The 16,633-nt window shown below is 60.5% G+C and carries 12 protein-coding genes and 1 pseudogene; 9 read left to right on the forward strand and 4 right to left on the reverse strand.

Translation table 11 applies throughout. The annotated features are described in order from the left end of the window. Positions 1–27 precede the first annotated feature (27 nt). The gene (choX, locus tag KGB14_RS07860; protein WP_223485447.1) at positions 28–972 is read right to left on the reverse strand and encodes a choline ABC transporter substrate-binding protein; all 945 of its coding nucleotides are present in this window, start codon (positions 970–972) and stop codon (positions 28–30) included. Positions 973–1,179: 207 nt separating this feature from the next. Here choX and KGB14_RS07865 point away from each other — a divergent pair, with 207 nt between their 5' ends. Beyond that, positions 1,180–2,139 (forward strand): GlxA family transcriptional regulator, encoded by a 960-nt coding sequence (locus KGB14_RS07865; protein WP_223485450.1) that lies wholly within the window; start codon positions 1,180–1,182, stop codon positions 2,137–2,139. 126 nt (positions 2,140–2,265) lie between these two features. Here KGB14_RS07865 and KGB14_RS07870 read toward each other — a convergent pair whose 3' ends face one another. The 3 genes and pseudogenes from KGB14_RS07870 to KGB14_RS07880 form a co-directional block, all read right to left on the reverse strand. Then, entirely contained in the window at positions 2,266–2,682 is a 417-nt protein-coding gene (locus tag KGB14_RS07870; RefSeq protein WP_223485452.1) for a DUF3010 family protein, read from the reverse strand. Positions 2,683–2,714: 32 nt separating this feature from the next. Then, positions 2,715–2,942, reverse strand: a pseudogene (locus KGB14_RS07875) (helix-turn-helix domain-containing protein); the annotation flags it as partial. A gap of 14 nt (positions 2,943–2,956) precedes the next feature. Next, positions 2,957–3,358, reverse strand: a complete 402-nt coding sequence (locus KGB14_RS07880; RefSeq protein ID WP_223485454.1) for a lysozyme inhibitor LprI family protein — start codon at positions 3,356–3,358, stop codon at positions 2,957–2,959. A gap of 235 nt (positions 3,359–3,593) precedes the next feature. Between KGB14_RS07880 and KGB14_RS07885 the strand changes: the two genes are divergently transcribed. From KGB14_RS07885 to KGB14_RS07920, 8 genes are all read left to right on the forward strand, one after another. Then, complete coding sequence (locus KGB14_RS07885) at positions 3,594–4,571, forward strand: dipeptidase (RefSeq protein ID WP_007907542.1); 978 nt, start codon at positions 3,594–3,596, stop codon at positions 4,569–4,571. 79 nt (positions 4,572–4,650) lie between these two features. Further along, complete coding sequence (locus KGB14_RS07890; RefSeq protein WP_007926354.1) at positions 4,651–5,181, forward strand: DUF5943 domain-containing protein; 531 nt, start codon at positions 4,651–4,653, stop codon at positions 5,179–5,181. A 15-nt stretch (positions 5,182–5,196) separates the two neighbouring features. Next, on the forward strand, positions 5,197–7,257 hold the full coding sequence (gene dgcA, locus KGB14_RS07895; RefSeq protein ID WP_223485456.1) for a dimethylglycine demethylation protein DgcA: 2,061 nt from the start codon (positions 5,197–5,199) through the stop codon (positions 7,255–7,257). Positions 7,258–7,405: 148 nt separating this feature from the next. Then, a complete protein-coding gene (gene dgcB, locus KGB14_RS07900) occupies positions 7,406–9,355 on the forward strand; it encodes a dimethylglycine demethylation protein DgcB (RefSeq protein ID WP_223485458.1) in 1,950 nt (649 codons plus the stop codon). Then, on the forward strand, positions 9,355–10,575 hold the full coding sequence (locus KGB14_RS07905; protein ID WP_223485460.1) for an electron transfer flavoprotein subunit alpha/FixB family protein: 1,221 nt from the start codon (positions 9,355–9,357) through the stop codon (positions 10,573–10,575). The genes dgcB and KGB14_RS07905 overlap by 1 nt, the downstream gene beginning before the upstream one ends. 15 nt (positions 10,576–10,590) lie before the next feature. Continuing rightward, positions 10,591–11,361: an electron transfer flavoprotein subunit beta gene (locus KGB14_RS07910; protein WP_223485462.1), complete on the forward strand. Its 771-nt coding sequence runs from the start codon at positions 10,591–10,593 to the stop codon at positions 11,359–11,361. A 145-nt stretch (positions 11,362–11,506) separates the two neighbouring features. Beyond that, on the forward strand, positions 11,507–12,073 hold the full coding sequence (locus KGB14_RS07915) for a GNAT family N-acetyltransferase (RefSeq protein WP_223485464.1): 567 nt from the start codon (positions 11,507–11,509) through the stop codon (positions 12,071–12,073). Between the two features lie 1,009 nt (positions 12,074–13,082). Further along, positions 13,083–16,535: a GMC family oxidoreductase N-terminal domain-containing protein gene (locus KGB14_RS07920; protein ID WP_223485466.1), complete on the forward strand. Its 3,453-nt coding sequence runs from the start codon at positions 13,083–13,085 to the stop codon at positions 16,533–16,535. Positions 16,536–16,633 lie beyond the last annotated feature (98 nt).

A 16,633-nucleotide genomic window follows, 5' to 3' on the forward strand; every position in this document is an offset into this window, starting at 1 on the left:
AGGCTGCGAATCGGTGTTTCAATCGGTTTATTTACTGGTCAGTTTCAGGTTTTCAGCGGCCGGTTTGCCGTCGAAGGTGGTCACGCCTTCGAGCCAGCGTTGCTTGTCTTGCGGGTGATCCTTGAGCCATTGCTTGGCCGATTCGAAGGCGTCTTTGTGATCGAGCAGCGGCTGCATCATCCGGCTCTCGTCTTCGGCGCTGTAGGTCAGGTTGCTCAGCAAACGACCAATGTTCGGGCATTGCTCGGCGTATTTCGGCGCGGTGACCGTCCACACGGTGGCCATGCCTTCGTTCGGGCCGAGGGCATCTTCACTGCCGGTGAGATAAGTCATTTGCACGTTGACGTTCATCGGGTGCGGCGCCCAGCCGAAGAACACCACGGCTTCCTTGCGCCGCACGGCGCGATCCACCGCCGCAAGCATGCCGGCTTCACTGGACTCGACCAGCTGGAACTTGCCCAGGCCAAACTGGTTTTTGGCGATCATCGCCTTGATCTGGGTGTTGGCACCCGAGCCAGGCTCGATGCCGTAAATCTTGCCGCCCAATTCTTTTTCGAACTTGGCGATATCGGCGAAGGTTTTCAGGCCCTTGTCAGCGAGATAAGTCGGTACGGCGAGGGTGGCGCGAGCATCCTTGAGGCTTGGCGCTTCAAGCACTTTGACCTGTTTGCCGTCGACGAACGGGGTGATGGTCTGGGTCATCAGCGGGTTCCAGTAGCCAAGGAACATGTCCAGGCGCTGGTCGCGGATCCCGGCGAAGATGATTTGCTGGGAGGCGCTGGTCTGTTTGGTGTTGTAGCCGAGGCCATCGAGCAGGACCTGGGTCATGGCGCTGGTGGCGATCACGTCGGTCCAGTTCACTACACCCATGCGCACGTTCTGGCACGCGGCGGGTTCGGCGGCCATGACGCTGGCGCTCAAGAAAGCGGTACCGCTGAGTGCAAGAACACAGCTGCTGATCAGTCGTTTCATGGTGGGTTCCTCGGCAGGTCGTTATTGTGGGTTCCGGTGTCTGATGCGCCGGTGATGCCAAGTTACGCAGCTCAAGGCCCGTGAAAACGCACTGCGGCGACCAGCTCTTGCACTGCGGCGACCTGCGCACTTGAATGCCGTCGGCAAGTGGCGTATCAACGTCCACACGCTTCCCGCCCTCTCGCTACCTGCCATCGAGTGCGCTCCATGTCCCAGGATTTCTACTTCTTGTTGATGCCGGGTTTTTCGGCGATCGGGTTCATCTCGGCCATCGAGCCGCTGCGGGTCGCCAATCGCTTTCGCGGCGAGCTGTACCGCTGGCATGTCTTGAGCGTCGATGGCGGGGCGGTGCTGGCCAGTAACGGTATGTCGGTCAACGCCGATGCAGCGCTGGAACCCCTGAAGAAAGGCGCGACCTTGCTGGTGGTCGCCGGTTTCGAGCCGCTGAAGTTCGCCACTCCGGCACTGGAGCACTGGTTGCGTCGCTTGGACAACGAAGGCGTGACGCTCGGCGCCATCGACACCGGCAGCTTCGTCCTCGCCGAAGCCGGCCTGCTCGACGGCCATCGCCTGACCCTGCACTGGGAAGCCATCGACGCGTTCAAGGAGTCCTACCCGCAGCTGAGCGTCACCCAGGAACTGTTCGAGATCGATCGCCGACGCATCACCTCCGCTGGCGGTACGGCCTCCATCGACCTGATGCTCGACCTCATCGGCCAGGCCCACGGCCCGGAACTGGCAATCCAGGTCAGCGAACAATTCGTACTCGGGCGCATCCGCCCGCGCAAAGATCACCAACGCATGGAAGTCGCCACGCGGTATGGCATCAGCAACAAGAAACTGGTGCAGGTGATCGGGGAGATGGAACAGCACAGCGAACCGCCGCTCAGTACCCTGGAGTTGGCGGAATCGATCAAGGTCACCCGGCGTCAGCTGGAACGCCTGTTTCGCCTGCACCTGAACGACACGCCGAGCAATTTCTATCTGCGCTTAAGGCTGGAGAAGGCGCGGCAGTTGTTGCGTCAGACGAACATGAGTGTGTTGGAAGTGAGCATCGCGTGCGGGTTTGAATCGCCGTCGTATTTCACCCGCAGTTATCGGGCGAGGTTTGAGCGGTGCCCGCGGGAGGATCGACGACGGTTGGGGGATGGGCGAGAGCTGGTATGAGCTAAACGCAAAACAAAATGTGGGAGCGAGCCTGCTCGCGATAGCGGTGGATCAGTCGACATCAACTGGAATGGACTGACCGCAATCGCGAGCAGGCTCGCTCCCACATTTGATCTACTTTCACTTTTACTTCTTGATCAGTGCCGAGCACGCCGCCTTGTAAGCCTCATGCTGATACTTGTTCAGCGTATCCGGCAGGGCGAAGTCGAACTTCTTGTTCTGCGCATTGATCGTCTGCGGCGACAGCAGCGTCACCTCGCAGTTTTCCAGCAGCTGAAAAACCCCCTCGATCTTGAACGTGGTCGGCCCCCCGGCGAACTCACCTTTCTTGCTGCGCTTCTTGATCGCAATGCGGTCGATGGAGTTCTCCCGAACAAACGACGCCACCTGAGCGGCAAAGACCTTGACGTTCGCGGCTTCGTCGTCATCGTCGAGGGCGATTTTCTTGGTGGCCAGGGCGACGTGGCTCAGGGCCTGATCGTCGAGGGAGGCCACGGCGATGATCGCTTCGCTGCCTTTGATTTCGATACCGCAGATTTTCATTTCAAACCCTTTTCCCGATGCTGGCGTGCAGCTTACAACTCAAGTTGATTGGCGGTGATGCCAAATGCTGCGGCGATTTTCTCACGGGTGGCCTTGCGGGGCTTGGCAACCGTCTCCTGCTGGGCGAATGCCGGTTGGGAGATGCCCATACGTTTGGCCACTTCATCCTGTGTAAGGTTCAGGTGTTCGCGCCAGGCGCGAATAGGGAGTGCTCCATCGACGATGCGGCTGACTACTTCGTGGGGAATCAAATTAATCTCCTTTTCTATGTTTTTTACTCCTGCCCAATCGACTCCAAAAACTCCGACCGCTCGTCACTCATCCTCGCCACGCAATCATTCTGCGCAATGGTGAATGCCTTGCTACCACTGGTCGCCGGAAATGCTTCAACCGCGCAATCGGCATCCCGGGTCTTCAACCATTGCTGCTGAGCGGCCTTGAGCTTGGCGGTGATATCGGTCAGTTGCGCGGGATTCTTGCCGTAGGCCGTGTGCATGCGCTCGGTCAGGCTCTGGTAGTTGTCTTTGAGCAATTGCTCGGCGGTGGTTCTGCTGTAGACCGAGCATTCCAGGGTCTGGACGTCGTTTTCGACGGCGTCGCAGGGGGTGTTGTCGGCCTCTTCAGCTGCTTGTACGCCGGTCGCTATCAGTGCCAAAGCCAGGAAGATCGATTTCATTGCGTCGCCGCCCTTAATCCAGTGAAACATCCAGTGATGCGACGAATTCTGGCCCAAGCGGGCGACGTTGGATAGGTAGGCGATGAAGCCTGTTGACGACCCTTTGTCGCGGATTGACGCTTTCGGCAAACCCCCTGTCGTTTTTGCACCCGGCTGCCCCGTCCCTCAGGCATATGCTGGCCCCAAAGCGCCGGCAGACGATTCGGCGCATGAATCGCTAATAGGGGACAGCCTGATGAGCCCAGCCGAATTGCACGCCGACAGCATCGTTATCGACGGGCTGATTATTGCCAAGTGGAACCGCGAGCTGTTTGAAGACATGCGCAAGGGCGGTCTGACCGCGGCCAACTGCACCGTGTCGGTGTGGGAGGGCTTCCAGGCCACTGTCAACAACATCGCCGCCAGCCAGAAGCTGATCCGCGAGAACAGCGACCTGGTGATTCCGGTGCGCACCACCGCCGATATCCGTAAGGCCAAGGAACAGGGCAAGACCGGCATCCTCTTTGGCTTCCAGAATGCTCACGCGTTTGAAGACCAGATCGGCTACGTCGAGGTCTTCAAGCAGCTCGGCGTCGGTATCGTGCAGATGTGCTACAACACCCAAAACCTGGTCGGTACCGGTTGCTACGAGCGCGATGGCGGCCTGTCGGGTTTCGGTCGCGAAATCGTCGCCGAGATGAACCGTGTCGGCGTCATGTGCGACCTGTCCCACGTCGGCTCGAAAACGTCCGAAGAAGTCATCCTCGAATCCAAGAAGCCGGTCTGCTACTCCCACTGCCTGCCGTCGGGTCTGAAAGTTCACCCGCGCAACAAATCCGACGAAGAGCTGAAGTTCATCGCCGATCACGGCGGTTTTGTCGGTGTGACCATGTTCGCGCCGTTCCTGGCCAAGGGCATTGATTCGACCATCGACGACTACGCCGAAGCCATCGAATACACCATGAACATCGTCGGCGAAGACGCCATCGGCATCGGCACCGACTTCACCCAGGGCCATGGCCAGGACTTTTTCGAATACCTGACCCATGACAAGGGCTACGCCCGCCGTCTGACCAGCTTCGGCAAGATCATCAACCCGCTGGGTATCCGCACCGTGGGCGAGTTCCCGAACCTGACCGAGACCCTGCTCAAACGCGGCCATTCCGAGCGGGTGGTGCGCAAGATCATGGGCGAGAACTGGGTCAACGTCCTCAAGGACGTCTGGGGCGAATAAGCCGCCGCATCTGAAGAATCCTTTCCCCCGGCCGTCCGTGCCGGGGGCAACACAACGAATTTTCTGGAGTTAAGTTTCCATGGCCAAGATCGCCCCGCAATTGCCAATCGAAGTCGACAGCGAAACCGGTGTCTGGACCTCTGACGCCCTGCCGATGCTGTATGTGCCGCGCCATTTCTTCGTCAACAACCACATGGGCATCGAGGAAGTGCTGGGCGCCGACGCTTACGCCGAAATCCTCTACAAGGCCGGCTACAAGTCCGCTTGGCACTGGTGTGAAAAAGAAGCTGAATGCCACGGCCTGGAAGGCGTCGCGGTGTTCGAGCACTACATGAAGCGTCTGTCGCAACGCGGCTGGGGCTTGTTCAAGATTCAGGACATCGACCTCGACAAAGGCACCGCCAGCGTCAAGCTCGAACACTCCGCATTCGTCTACGTGTACGGCAAGGTCGGGCGCAAGGTCGACTACATGTTCACCGGCTGGTTCGCCGGCGCCATGGACCAGATCCTGGCCGCTCGCGGCAGCAAGATCCGCACGGTCGCCGAACAAGTCTACGGTGGCTCCGAAGAAGGCCACGACGACGGTTTGTTCACCGTCAAGCCGTTGTAAGTCGAGGACCCCGCCATGGCTTTCGAAGCAATGTTCCAGCCGATCCAGATCGGCAAACTGACCATCCGCAACCGCGTGCTCAGCACCGCGCACGCCGAGGTCTACGCCACCGACGGCGGCATGACCACCGACCGGTACGTCAAGTATTACGAAGAGAAAGCCAAGGGCGGGATCGGCCTGGCGATTTGCGGCGGTTCCTCCAGCGTGGCCATCGACAGCCCGCAAGGCTGGTGGAAGTCGGTCAACCTGGCCGACGACCGGATCATTCCGCACTTCCAGAACCTGGCCGATGCCATGCACAAGCATGGCGCCAAGATCATGATCCAGATTACCCACATGGGGCGTCGCTCCCGTTGGGACGGCGAGCATTGGCCAACCTTGCTCTCGCCATCGGGCATCCGTGAGCCGGTGCACCGCGCGACCTGCAAAACCATCGAGCCGGAAGAAATCTGGCGGGTGATCGGCAACTATGCCAGCGCAGCAGCACGGGCCAAGGCCGGTGGCCTGGACGGCGTCGAGCTGTCTGCCGTGCACCAGCACATGATCGACCAGTTCTGGAGCCCGCGAGTCAACAAGCGGACCGACGAATGGGGTGGTAGCTTCGAGAACCGCATGCGTTTCGGTCTGGAAGTGATCAAGGCTGTGCGCAAGGAAGTCGGTCCGGACTTCTGCGTCGGCATTCGTATCTGCGGTGACGAGTTCCACCCTGATGGCCTGAGCCATGAGGACATGAAGCAGATCGCCAAGTACTACGACGACACCGGCATGATCGACTTCATCGGTGTCGTGGGTTCGGGTTGCGACACCCACAACACCCTGGCCAACGTGATTCCGAACATGAGTTATCCACCGGAGCCATTCCTGCATTTGGCCGCCGGTATCAAGGAAGTGGTGAAGGCCCCGGTGCTGCACGCGCAGAACATCAAGGACCCGAACCAGGCGACCCGTATTCTGGAAGGCGGCTACGTGGACATGGTCGGCATGACCCGCGCCCACATCGCCGACCCGCACCTGATCGCCAAGATCAAGATGGGCCAGGTCGACCAGATCAAACAATGCGTCGGCGCCAACTACTGCATCGACCGTCAGTACCAGGGCCTGGACGTCTTGTGCATCCAGAACGCCGCGACCTCCCGTGAATACATGGGCGTGCCGCACATCATCGAGAAATCGACCGGCGTGAAGCGCAAAGTCGTGGTGGTCGGTGCCGGTCCTGCCGGGATGGAAGCCGCTCGCGTGTCGGCTGAACGTGGCCACGACGTGACCCTGTTCGAGAAGAAAGAATTCATCGGCGGGCAGATCACTACCGCGTCGAAAGCCCCGCAGCGCGACCAGATCGCCGGCATCACCCGTTGGTTCCAGCTGGAACTGGCACGTTTGAAAGTCGATCTGCGCCTGGGCGTGGCGGCGGATGCGGCGACGATTCTGGACCTGCGTCCGGATGTGGTGGTGCTCGCCGTCGGCGGCCATCCGTTCCTGGAGCAGAACGAGCACTGGGGCGCGGCTGAAGGCCTGGTGGTCAGCAGCTGGGACATCCTCGACGGCAAGGTTGCGCCAGGCAAGAACGTGCTGGTCTACGACACCATTTGCGAGTTCACCGGGATGTCGACGGCCGACTTCCTCGCCGACAAGGGCAGCCAGGTCGAGATCGTCACCGACGACATCAAACCGGGCGTGGCCATCGGCGGTACATCGTTCCCGACGTACTACCGCAGCATGTACCCGAAAGAAGTGATCATGACCGGGGACATGATGCTGGAGAAGGTCTACCGCGAAGGCGACAAGCTGGTGGCGGTCCTGGAAAACGAATACACCGGCGCCAAAGAGGAGCGGGTGGTGGACCAGGTGGTCGTCGAAAACGGCGTGCGTCCAGACGAAGAGATCTACTACGCGCTGAAGGAAGGCTCGCGCAACAAAGGCCAGATGGACATCGAAGCTTTGTTCGCGATTCAGCCTCAGCCTTCGCTGAGTCAGGCGGGCGACGGCTACTTGCTGTTCCGCATCGGCGACTGCGTGGCCCAGCGCAACACCCACGCGGCGATCTATGACGCGTTGCGGTTGTGCAAGGATTTCTAAGCCACTGACGCGCCCCCTGTAGGAGCTGCCGCAGGCTGCGATCTTTTGATCTTTGAAAATCGCCAGACCTGAAGATCAAAAGATCGCAGCCTTCGGCAGCTCCTACGCCGACCGTGTTTCTCCAAGATGTACTGGTGGGAGCTTCACCATGTTGAACACCCTTCTTCCAATCCTGTTGTTCGCTGCCCTGGGCCTGGCTGTCCTGGGCGCGTTGCGGCGGGTGGCTATGTGGCGTCAGGGCCGGGCTTCGAAAGTCGACCTGATCGGCGGTTTGTTCGCCATGCCCAAACGCTACATGGTCGATTTGCACCACGTTGTCGCGCGGGACAAATACATCGCCAACACCCACGTCGCTACGGCGGGTGGCGCGGTGGCATCCATCGTGCTGGCGATTCTGGTTCATGGTTTCGGCCTGCATAACCGCATCCTCGGCTATGCGCTGCTGTTGATGACGGCAGTGATGTTCGTCGGCGCGATCTTTGTGTACATGCGTCGGCGCAACCCACCGGCCCGTTTGTCGAAAGGCCCATGGATGCGCCTGCCGAAAAGCCTGCTGGCGTTCTCGGCATCGTTCTTCCTGCTGACTCTGCCGGTGGCGGGCATCCTCCCGGAAAACTTCGGTGGCTGGGTGGTGGCGGCGATCCTCGGTGTCGGCGTGCTGTGGGGCGTGTCGGAACTGTTCTTCGGCATGACCTGGGGCGGGCCGATGAAGCACGCCTTCGCCGGTGCCTTGCATCTGGCCTGGCACCGTCGCGCCGAGCGTTTTGGTGGCGGTCGTTCCACCGGTTTGAAACCGCTGGACCTGAATGATCCGAACGCGCCACTGGGGGTGGAAAAACCCAAGGATTTCACCTGGAACCAACTGCTCGGTTTCGACGCCTGCGTACAGTGCGGTAAATGCGAAGCGGCGTGCCCGGCGTTCGCCGCTGGCCAGCCGCTGAACCCGAAAAAACTGATTCAGGACATGGTGGTTGGCCTGGCCGGTGGTACCGACGCCAAGTTCGCCGGCAGCCCGTATCCGGGCAAGGCGATTGGCGAGCACGCCGGCAATCCGCATCAACCGATCGTCAACGGTCTGGTGGACGCTGAAACCCTGTGGTCCTGCACCACCTGCCGTGCCTGCGTCGAGGAATGCCCGATGATGATCGAGCACGTCGACGCCATCGTCGACATGCGCCGCCATCTGACCCTGGAAAAAGGTGCGACCCCGAACAAGGGCGCCGAAGTCCTGGAAAACCTGATTGCCACCGACAACCCTGGCGGCTTCGCGCCGGGCGGGCGGATGAACTGGGCAGCGGATTTGAACCTGAACCTGCTCAGCGAGAAGAAATCCACCGACGTGCTGTTCTGGGTTGGCGACGGTGCCTTCGACATGCGCAACCAGCGCACCCTGCGTGCCTTCGTCAAAGTGCTGAAAGCGGCCAAGGTCGACTTCGCGGTGCTGGGGCTTGAAGAACGCGACAGCGGTGACGTGGCACGACGCTTGGGCGACGAAGCGACCTTCCAGCTGTTGGCCAAACGCAACATCCAGACCCTGGCCAAGTACACCTTCAACCGCATCGTCACCTGCGACCCGCACAGTTTCCACGTACTGAAAAACGAGTACTGCGCCTTCGACGGCAACTACCTCGTGCAGCACCACAGCACTTACATGGCCGAGATCATTGGCGAAGGTGCCTTGAACCTCGGCCAGCACAAAGGCAGCAGCGTGACCTATCACGACCCGTGCTACCTCGGTCGCTACAACGGCGAATACGAGGCGCCGCGTGAAGTGCTGCGCGCCCTGGGCATCGAGATCAAGGAAATGCAACGCTCCGGTTTCCGTTCGCGCTGCTGCGGCGGCGGCGGCGGTGCGCCGATCACTGACATTCCGGGCAAGCAGCGGATTCCTGACATGCGCATGGAAGACATCCGCGAAACCGGCGCCGAACTGGTGGCCGTGGGTTGTCCACAGTGCACCGCGATGCTTGAAGGCGTGGTCGAACCGCGTCCACTGATCAAGGACATCGCCGAGCTGGTGGCGGATGCGCTGCTCGAAGACGCCGCGCCGGGAAAGCCTTCGGCACCGGCCAAACGTGAACCTGCGGAGGTGCATTGATGAGCGACATTATCCGCCGCGACCCACGCGCCGAATGGATCGCCCGCAACCGTCTGCACCCGCTGCATGCGGCCATGCAACCGGCGCAACACAGCTGGATGGGGCCTAACGGCCTCATCCGCAAGAATCCTCACGGGATCGGTTTTATCGGCCCCAACGGCATCAAACGAATCGACCGCAGCGGCGCTCAGCAGGGCGGGGCGACCAAACGCTCGGCCGCCGTTGAAGTGCAATTGCCGCTGCATCAAGTGGCTGCACCTGCGTTCTACATCAGCGTGGTGCCGGACATGGTTGGCGGTCGCTTGAGCAGCCACGACCGCGATTTGCTTGGCTTGGCTCATCAGCTGGCCGGCAACGACGGCGCGGTGCTGGCCGTGGTCTTCGGTGAGCACAAGGAAAACGCTTTCGCCACGGCTGGCGTGGATCGCTTGCTGGTGCTGGAAGGCGACGAGTTCAGCGGTTATGCACCGGAACAACGGGTCCAGGGCCTGCGGGCTGTGGATAACCAGTTCAGCCCACGCCATTGGTTGCTGCCGGACAGCCGCAGCGGTGGCGGCGAACTCGGTCGACGCTTTGCCGCCGCATTGGGCGAACGCCCGGCCACGCGGGTCTGGCAGGTCAAGGATCAGGAATGCATCGGCCGCGCCGGTGCGGGTTTGCAAGACCTTGCGCGTCCCGTGGCTCGCTTGATTCTGGCCGCTGCCGAATGCGCAGAACCGGTCAGCGAAACCCGTCACGAGGCCTTGCCGGTGGAGTTATCCACAGCGGTCGCACGCAGCTTGTCGCGCATCGAGGATTTGGGCGCGGTGGCGGTGGACCCGGCGGCGATTCCCATGGCCGAAGCGGAGTTCATCTTCTCGGGTGGCAACGGGGTCAAGGACTGGGGACTTTTCCACAGGACGGCCGAAGCATTGGGCGCGACCGAAGGCGCATCGCGAGTGGCGGTGGACGATGGCTTCATGGCGCGCGACCGTCAGGTCGGTGCGTCCGGCACCTGGGTCACGGCACGGGTTTACGTGGCGGTGGGGATTTCCGGGGCGATCCAGCACCTGCAAGGCATCGGTGCCTGCGACAAGGTGGTGGCAATCAACCTCGACCCTGGTTGCGACATGATCAAACGAGCCGACCTGTCGGTGATCGGTGAGAGTGCCGAGATTCTTCAAGCCTTGATCGATGCGGTAGAGGCTTACCGCAATGAAGCCAAGCGCGATGCGGCTTAAGGAAAGGAAAGGGTTATGAGCACGAAAATCATCAGCCTGGTGTCCATCGGCGCCCACCCGACCTCCGGCCGGCCACGTCGCGCCGAGCAGGATGCGCGGGCGGTTGAACTGGGTTTGCAACTGGCTGGGGATAACCTGCAAGTGCTGCATGCCGGCGACGTCGCGGAACCGGCACTGCGCGCTTATCTGGGCATGGGCCTGGAACAGTTGCATGTGCTGGAGCAACCGGAAGGTGCTGACGCGTTGCCGGCGTTGACCGCTTATTTGCGCGATGCCGGAGCTCAGGTGGTGCTGACTGGCAGCCAGGCCGAAACCGGTGAAGGCTCGGGCATGTTGCCGTTCCTGCTGGCGGAAAGCCTTGGCTGGCCGCTGGTGGTGGGTTTGGCGCAGGTCGAATCCATCGACGGTGGTTCGGCGCTGGTGCTGCAGGCGTTGCCGCGCGGGCAGCGTCGTCGCTTGAAAGTACGCCTGCCGTTTCTGGCGACTGTGGATAACGCGGCGCCCAAGCCTCGCCAGAGCGCTTACGGTCCGGCACGTCGCGGGGTGTTGCAGGCGGATGAAGTCGAGGTGATCGACGATGAACTGCTGGCGGTGGCCACGCTGCAACCGGCCAAGCCACGGCCCAAACGCTTGAAAGTGATCAAGGCCAAGAGCGGTGCAGACCGCATGAAAGCCGCAACGGCCAAGGCCAGTGGCGGCGGCGGGCAAGTGCTCAAGGGCGTGACCGCTCAGGTGGGCGCTGAAGCCATCCTCAAGTTGCTGATTGAAGAAGGCGTGGTTCGCTAACAGGTATCAACACAAATCTAATGTGGGAGCGAGCCTGCTCGCGAAAGCCGTGTGTCAGTCAACATCTCCGGCGACTGATCCACCGCTTTCGCGAGCAGGCTCGCTCCCACAGGGTGCTCGTGTCACCGACATTTATGGGGAAGCAATGACCGTTGAATTTCGTTCAGCCCTGCGCACGGATGCGCGCGAGATCGCTCGTTTGTTCCAGATTTCGTCAGAGGGTGCTTCGGATTACATCTGGAGCCAACTGGCGCAGCCCGGGCAGGATCTGTTGGAGGTGGGGGCCATTCGTTACGCCCGTGAAGACGTCGATTTCTCCTGGCAGAACTGCCTGATCGCACAGGCACAGGGGCGGGTCATCGGCATGATGCACAGTTACGTGACGCGTCACGATCCGCAGGCGGCTCCCGTGACTGATCCGGTTCTGGCGCCTTACGCCGACATGGAAGTCCCCGATACCCTCTATATTTCGAGCCTGGCCCTGCATGAGGGGTGGCGAAACAAAGGGCTGGGTGTGCGCTTTCTAGAGCACGCTCAACGGCGCGCCGATCAACTGGAACTCAAAGGACTGAGCCTGATCGACTATGAAGCGAATACCGGGGCCCGGCGCTTTTATGAGCGCCACGGTTTCAGCATCGTCAAAACCTGCCAGGTCGTCCCCCATCCGATGATTCGGGTGACAGGTGACGCCTATCTCATGCATCGGCCTTAAAGTTTCAACGGGTGGACATCGGGTTACCCACAATCCCTGTTAGCGCTTCTGTGGATAACATGTTCGCCCCTCGCTACACCCCATGCCTATCAAGCCCTCCAGCCCTTCGTACAAAAAACAACCAGCCTAACCCACGGTTTTTTCGAGCTTTTTCCACAGAGTAACTTTGCTCGCGGGCCCATACTTGCCCCCAATCTCTGTTGGCGCTTCTGTGGATAAGATGTTCGCTGTCAGCTGCAGCCCATATAAACCGTGCCTTTCATTGAGTTGATCAAATAATGTTCAATTCAGCCTTTCCCTTCACTAATCCTCCCGAAAACCCTGAATTCTCGCGGCTTTGAGCGGTTTTCCACAGAACCTGCAAAGTTGCCCCCAAAGTCTGTTGGCGCTTCTGTGGATAAGGTGTTCGTCATCCTCTGTACGCCATATAAAACGTGCTCTTCAGGGTTATGATCAAAAAACAGTCAATGCCTGGCTAAAACCCTGCTTCGGGATAAGTCACGGTTTTTCTTCGGTTTTTGTGAAGAAAACTGGCCCGTCATCCACAGTTGTCCCCATTAGCTGGGGATGGAGATGTGGATAACTTGTTCGCTAAACCCGGAAAGCCACGGCCCGCATAGGCTGGAACGCGATAGATCAGATTTCATACAGTTCTAAGGCACTTCCTTGACTTCGATCTTTCACCTGTCTTCACTCTCATGGCACAAGGACAACCGTCACTTATCCACATCTGGTTCAGGGAGAACGCGTGATGGATAGCCAGCCACATCGCTCGCAGCCACATTCGCAACCCAGCCCCTGCATAACCTGTGTACCGACACCCGCCACCTTGCTGCGTAAACGGATCCATCGTCGCGCCGCTAATCAGCGTGCTCGCCTATAGCGACCTTTATCCCATGCCATAACGCCGCTGCCATTGAGGCCTGACCGTGCCCGGTGACCAGGCGTTCGTTCTCTATCGATTGCAGGCAACCACAGAGTTGCCCATCTGCCTGAGAGGAAATGACCCATGACACGGATCGCCACGCCCATCAGTGACATCAAGGAACATTACGACGTGATCGTTATCGGCTCCGGTTACGGTGGCGGGATCGCGGCGTCGCGCCTGTCCCGGGCCGGCAAGCGGGTGTGCCTGCTGGAGCGAGGCCGGGAAATCCAGCCCGGCGAATACCCCAATACGATGTTGGCGGCCACTGAGGAACTGCAAGTTCATGACCCGGACGGGCACATCGGTTCGCGTACCGGGTTGTTCGACTTGCACGTCAACGCCCAGCAGAACGTGGTGGTCGGTTGCGGCCTGGGCGGTACGTCACTGATCAACGCCAACGTTGCGCTGGAACCGGAGCCCGGCGTGTTCGACGATCCGCGCTGGCCACTGGCGGTGCGCGAGCATCGCGACACCTTGCTCAAGGACGGTTACGCCCGGGCGCGGGAAATGCTCAAGCCCAATCCATACCCGATTACCGCACCGAACCTGCCCAAGCTGGACGCCAACAAAAAGTCCGCTGATTACCTGAAGCAGGGTGCGCATTTCTACAAGCCGCCGATCAACGTGACGTTCGACAAACTGCCGAACAACCTCAACCATGTCGGCGTCGAGCAGCTACCGTGCAACCACTGCGGCGACTGCGTGTCGGGCTGTAACAACAAGGCCAAGAACACCACGCTGATGAATTACCTGCCGGATGCCTGGAACCATGGCGCAGAGATTTTCTGCCAGGCCGAGGTGCGGCACCTGGAGCGCGATGGCGACGGCTGGATCGTGCATTTCCAATACCTGGACAGCGGGCGTGAGAAGTTTTCGGCGCCGACGCTGTTCGTCAAGGCTGACATCGTCGTGGTTTCGGCGGGCACCCTGGGCTCCACCGAAATCCTCCTGCGATCCAGGGACAAAGGTCTGGCGACGTCCAATCAGCTCGGCGAAAACATGAGCGGCAACGGCGACATCCTCGGTTTCGGCCACAACTGCGATGAAACGATCAACGGCATCGGTTTCGGTGCCCATCCTGCCAAGGAGATGAAACCGGTAGGCCCGTGCATCACCTCGATCATCGATATGCGCACCGAAGGCGACTGGCGCAGCCGCATGGTCATCGAAGAAGGCTCGATCCCCGGCGCGCTCGGCCGGCCGATGGTGCCGAGCATGGCCGCGTTCGCCGGGTTGATCGGCAAGCCTACCGATGACAGTTTCACCGGCAAGCTCAAGTACGCGGAGCGCGAAGCCGACAGCTTCCTGCGCGGGCCGTATCACGGCGCGCTGCACAACATGCAGACCTATCTGATCATGAGCCACGACGATGGCAAGGGGCGCATGGTGCTCGACAGCAAGGATCAGCTGCGTATCGACTGGCCGGGCGTTGGCGAGCAGGAAAACGTCAAACTCGGTAACGAACGCCTGCACCAGAGCACCAAAGCCCTGGGCGGGATCTGGGTCGAGAACCCGATCTGGACCAAGCTGCTCAAACACAGCATCGTTTCCGTTCACCCGTTGGGCGGTTGCGTGATGGGTGAGGACGCGGTGCAGGGCGTGGTCAACCACAAGGGCCAGGTGTTCAGCGGCGTCAGTGGCACCGATGTCTATGCCGGGTTGTACGTGACCGACGGCGCGGTGATTCCGACCTCCCTGGCGGTCAATCCGCTGCTGACCATCTCCGCCGTGAGCGAGCGCAACATGGGCCTGCTGGCCGCCGATCGCGGTTGGCACATCGATTACACGCTGCCCTCGGCACCGCGCAAACAGGTAGCGCCGCCGACCCTCGGCGTGCAGTTCACCGAAACCATGAAGGGCTATTTCTCCAAAGACTTCACCCAGCCTCAAGGCACTGACCTCAAGCTCTACGAGGCGGCGGCCAAACGTGGCGAGTCCGAGAACTCGCCGATCGAGTTCACCCTGACCATCACCGCCAACGACCTCAACCGCATGATCAAGGAGCCTGAGCACGCCGCGACGCTGGTTGGCACCCTCGATGCGCCGGGCCTGTCGCCAGAACCGCTGACTGCCAGCAATGGCGTGTTCAACCTGTTCGAGGAGTATCAGGAACAGGTCGGCGTGCGGCACATGAATTACGACATGAAACTGACCGCCGAGGACGGCAGCGATTATTACTTCAGCGCGTTCAAGACCGTGCCCGAAGACAACGGTGTGCTGAACGTCTGGCACGACACCAGCACGCTTTACGTGACGCTGTATCGCGGGCCGGACAAGACCGGTGAGGTGATTGGCTCTGGGGTGATGCACATTCATCCGGCCGATTTCGCCAAGCAGATGACCACCATGAAGGTGCTCAACGCGCGCAACGAACGCGAGCGGGTCGAAGGGCTGGCGCGGTTCGGCAAGTTCTTCGCCGGCATCTTGTGGGAGAGCTATGGCGGCGTGTTCGCCGGCGACATTTACTTCAATCCCGATGCACCGCCCCGGCAGAAACGCCCACTGGATGCGCCGACCCCGAGCGTGCATTTCTTCCAGACCGAAGACAACGTCCAGCTACGCCTGACCCGCTATCAGGGCGGCAGCAAAGGGCCGGTGATGTTGGTGCATGGCTTGGGCGTGGGCTCGAATATTTTCTCCACCGACACCATCCAGACCAACCTGCTGGAGTACCTGTGCAAGAACAAGTATGACGTCTGGCTGCTGGATTTGCGGGTGAGCATTCTGCTGCCCGCGAGCAAGAAGGAATGGAACGGCGACCAGATCGCCAAATACGACTTCAAGGCCGCCATCGCGCAGATCCAGCAAGTAACCAAGGCCGCAGACGTGCAGTGCGTGGTGCATTGCTACGGCGCTACGACGTTCTTTATGTCGCTGCTGGCCGGCTTGCAGGGCGTGCGTTCGGTGGTCTGTTCGCAGATTGCCGCGGATACGGTGGTCGCCACGGCAACGGGGCTCAAGGCCGGTCTGCATTTGCCGGGGATGCTCGACGCCATCGGCATCAAATCCCTCACCGCGTATGCCGACAACAAGGAGAGCTGGTTCAACAAACTCTACGACAAGGCCCTCAACGGGTATGCCCGCATCGAAGCCCAGGGCTATTGCACCAACCCGGTGTGCCATCGCATCACCTTCATGTACGCGTCGCTGTACCGCCACGACACACTCAACGAGACCCTGCATGACAACCTGCATGAGCTGTTCGGCGAATCGAACATGCAGACTTTCGAGCACTTGGCGCTGATCCTGCGCAAAGGCCATCTGGTGGACTTCAAGGGCCAGGACGTCTACATGCCGCACTTCGACCGACTGACCATGCCGATCTGCTTCATCAGCGGCGAAGACAACCAATGCTACCTGCCGGAAAGCACGCTCAAGACGTATGAGCGCGTGTGCAAAGTCCATGGACCGGAGCGCTACAGCCGGCATGTGGTGCCGGGTTACGGGCATATCGACTGCATGTTTGGCAAGAATGCGGTGGTCGATGTGTACCCGATCATCCTGCAACACCTGGAGAAAACGGCCCTCGGCTAGTCGTTAGACCGAGGCGGCTTCTTCGCGGGCAAGCCTCGCTCCTACAGGTTTCGCGCTGCTTTTGTAGGAGCGAGGCTTGCCCGCGAAGGCGATCTACC

The sequence above is a fragment of the Pseudomonas sp. A-RE-19 genome, from assembly GCF_019956555.1.
GTDB lineage: Bacteria > Pseudomonadota > Gammaproteobacteria > Pseudomonadales > Pseudomonadaceae > Aquipseudomonas.

Coding starts and splice junctions, on each gene's coding strand:
- choX (WP_223485447.1), bottom strand. CDS start 972: ATGAAACGACTGATCAGCAGCTGTGTTCTTGCACTCAGCGGTACCGCT.
- KGB14_RS07865 (WP_223485450.1), top strand. CDS start 1,180: ATGTCCCAGGATTTCTACTTCTTGTTGATGCCGGGTTTTTCGGCGATC.
- KGB14_RS07870 (WP_223485452.1), bottom strand. CDS start 2,682: ATGAAAATCTGCGGTATCGAAATCAAAGGCAGCGAAGCGATCATCGCC.
- KGB14_RS07880 (WP_223485454.1), bottom strand. CDS start 3,358: ATGAAATCGATCTTCCTGGCTTTGGCACTGATAGCGACCGGCGTACAA.
- KGB14_RS07885 (WP_007907542.1), top strand. CDS start 3,594: ATGAGCCCAGCCGAATTGCACGCCGACAGCATCGTTATCGACGGGCTG.
- KGB14_RS07890 (WP_007926354.1), top strand. CDS start 4,651: ATGGCCAAGATCGCCCCGCAATTGCCAATCGAAGTCGACAGCGAAACC.
- dgcA (WP_223485456.1), top strand. CDS start 5,197: ATGGCTTTCGAAGCAATGTTCCAGCCGATCCAGATCGGCAAACTGACC.
- dgcB (WP_223485458.1), top strand. CDS start 7,406: ATGTTGAACACCCTTCTTCCAATCCTGTTGTTCGCTGCCCTGGGCCTG.
- KGB14_RS07905 (WP_223485460.1), top strand. CDS start 9,355: ATGAGCGACATTATCCGCCGCGACCCACGCGCCGAATGGATCGCCCGC.
- KGB14_RS07910 (WP_223485462.1), top strand. CDS start 10,591: ATGAGCACGAAAATCATCAGCCTGGTGTCCATCGGCGCCCACCCGACC.
- KGB14_RS07915 (WP_223485464.1), top strand. CDS start 11,507: ATGACCGTTGAATTTCGTTCAGCCCTGCGCACGGATGCGCGCGAGATC.
- KGB14_RS07920 (WP_223485466.1), top strand. CDS start 13,083: ATGACACGGATCGCCACGCCCATCAGTGACATCAAGGAACATTACGAC.